We start from the raw sequence: 2,806 nt of genomic DNA, 5'->3' as shown, positions 1-2,806 counted from the left end.
GAAACAAACAATTTGGTTAAGTCCTCGATCGATTAGTATTCGTCAGCTGCACGTGTCGCCACGCTTCCACCCCGAACCTATCTACCTCATCGTCTTTGAGGGATCTTACTTACTTGCGTAATGGGAAATCTCATCTTGAGGGGGGCTTCGTGCTTAGATGCTTTCAGCACTTATCCCGTCCACACATAGCTACCCAGCGATGCCCTTGGCAGAACAACTGGTACACCAGCGGTGTGTCCATCCCGGTCCTCTCGTACTAAGGACAGCTCCTCTCAAATTTCCTACGCCCACGACGGATAGGGACCGAACTGTCTCACGACGTTCTGAACCCAGCTCGCGTACCGCTTTAATGGGCGAACAGCCCAACCCTTGGGACCGACTACAGCCCCAGGATGCGATGAGCCGACATCGAGGTGCCAAACCTCCCCGTCGATGTGGACTCTTGGGGGAGATAAGCCTGTTATCCCCGGGGTAGCTTTTATCCGTTGAGCGATGGCCCTTCCATGCGGAACCACCGGATCACTAAGCCCGTCTTTCGACCCTGCTCGACTTGTAGGTCTCGCAGTCAAGCTCCCTTCTGCCTTTACACTCTTCGAATGATTTCCAACCATTCTGAGGGAACCTTTGGGCGCCTCCGTTACACTTTAGGAGGCGACCGCCCCAGTCAAACTGCCCGCCTGACACTGTCTCCTACCCGGGTTACGGGTATGGGTTAGAATTTCAATACAACCAGGGTAGTATCCCACCGACGCCTCCTCCGAAGCTGGCGCTCCGGGCTCTAAGGCTCCTACCTATCCTGTACAAGTTGCACCAAAATTCAATATCAAGCTACAGTAAAGCTCCACGGGGTCTTTCCGTCCTGTCGCGGGTAACCTGCATCTTCACAGGTACTATAATTTCACCGAGTCTCTCGTTGAGACAGTGCCCAGATCGTTACGCCTTTCGTGCGGGTCGGAACTTACCCGACAAGGAATTTCGCTACCTTAGGACCGTTATAGTTACGGCCGCCGTTTACTGGGGCTTCAATTCGCACCTTCGCTTGCGCTAAGCACTCCTCTTAACCTTCCAGCACCGGGCAGGCGTCAGCCCCTATACTTCACCTTACGGTTTTGCAGAGACCTGTGTTTTTGCTAAACAGTCGCCTGGGCCTATTCACTGCGGCTCTTCTAGGCTATACACCCAAAAGAGCACCCCTTCTCCCGAAGTTACGGGGTCATTTTGCCGAGTTCCTTAACGAGAGTTCTCTCGCTCACCTTAGGATTCTCTCCTCGACTACCTGTGTCGGTTTGCGGTACGGGCACCTCCCACCTCGTTAGAGGCTTTTCTTGGCAGTGTGAAATCAGGAACTTCGGACTAAGTCCTCGCCATCACAGCTCAATGTTACAGAGTGCGGATTTGCCTACACTCACACCTCACTGCTTGGACGTGCATAACCAACAGCACGCTTACCCTATCCTACTGCGTCCCCCCATCACTCAAACGGTGGGGTGGTGGTACAGGAATATCAACCTGTTGTCCATCGTCTACGCCTATCGGCCTCGACTTAGGTCCCGACTAACCCTGAGCGGACGAGCCTTCCTCAGGAAACCTTAGTCATACGGTGGATGGGATTCTCACCCATCTTTCGCTACTCATACCGGCATTCTCACTTCTAAGCGCTCCACCAGTCCTTCCGGTCTGACTTCAACGCCCTTAGAACGCTCTCCTACCACTGATACCAAAGGTATCAATCCACAGCTTCGGTGATTTGTTTAGCCCCGATACATTTTCGGCGCAGCGTCACTCGACCAGTGAGCTATTACGCACTCTTTAAATGATGGCTGCTTCTAAGCCAACATCCTGGTTGTCTAAGCAACGCCACATCCTTTTCCACTTAACAAATACTTTGGGACCTTAGCTGGTGGTCTGGGCTGTTTCCCTCTTGACTACGGATCTTATCACTCGCAGTCTGACTCCCAAACATAAATCATTGGCATTCGGAGTTTGTCTGAATTCGGTAACCCGGGATGGGCCCCTAGTCCAAACAGTGCTCTACCTCCAAGATTCTAACGTTTGAGGCTAGCCCTAAAGCTATTTCGGAGAGAACCAGCTATCTCCAGGTTCGATTGGAATTTCTCCGCTACCCACACCTCATCCCCGCACTTTTCAACGTGCGTGGGTTCGGACCTCCAGTAAGTGTTACCTTACCTTCATCCTGGACATGGGTAGATCACCTGGTTTCGGGTCTACGACCACATACTCATTCGCCCTATTCAGACTCGCTTTCGCTGCGGCTCCGTCTTCTCAACTTAACCTCGCATGTAATCGTAACTCGCCGGTTCATTCTACAAAAGGCACGCCATCACCCGTTAACGGGCTTTGACTATTTGTAGGCACACGGTTTCAGGGTCTATTTCACTCCCCTTCCGGGGTGCTTTTCACCTTTCCCTCACGGTACTGGTTCACTATCGGTCACTAGGTAGTATTTAGCCTTGGGAGATGGTCCTCCCGGATTCCGACGGAATTTCACGTGTTCCGCCGTACTCAGGATACACTCTGGAGGGAATGAATTTTGGACTACGGGGCTTTTACCCTATCCTGCGGACCTTTCCAGGTCGCTTCATCTAACTCATTCTTTTGTAACTCCGTATAGAGTGTCCTACAACCCCAAGAGGCAAGCCTCTTGGTTTGGGCTCTTCCCGTTTCGCTCGCCGCTACTCAGGGAATCGAATTTTCTTTCTCTTCCTCCAGGTACTTAGATGTTTCAGTTCCCTGGGTGTGTCTCAGATGCGCTATGTATTCACGCAAATGTACTGCCCCATTACGG

At 52.1% G+C, this 2,806-nt stretch carries 1 rRNA gene; it reads right to left on the bottom strand.

Annotated features, from left to right (window positions below):
* Positions 1-12: 12 nt before the first annotated feature.
* Positions 13-2,806 (bottom strand): 23S ribosomal RNA (locus tag ACQKNZ_RS20215); the annotation flags it as partial.

The sequence above is a fragment of the Psychrobacillus sp. NPDC093200 genome (assembly GCF_050280345.1).
Classification (GTDB): Bacteria; Bacillota; Bacilli; order Bacillales_A; family Planococcaceae; genus Psychrobacillus; species Psychrobacillus faecigallinarum.
Note: the sequence above shows the minus strand (reverse complement) of the source record. Positions and strands in the feature narration are given on the sequence as shown.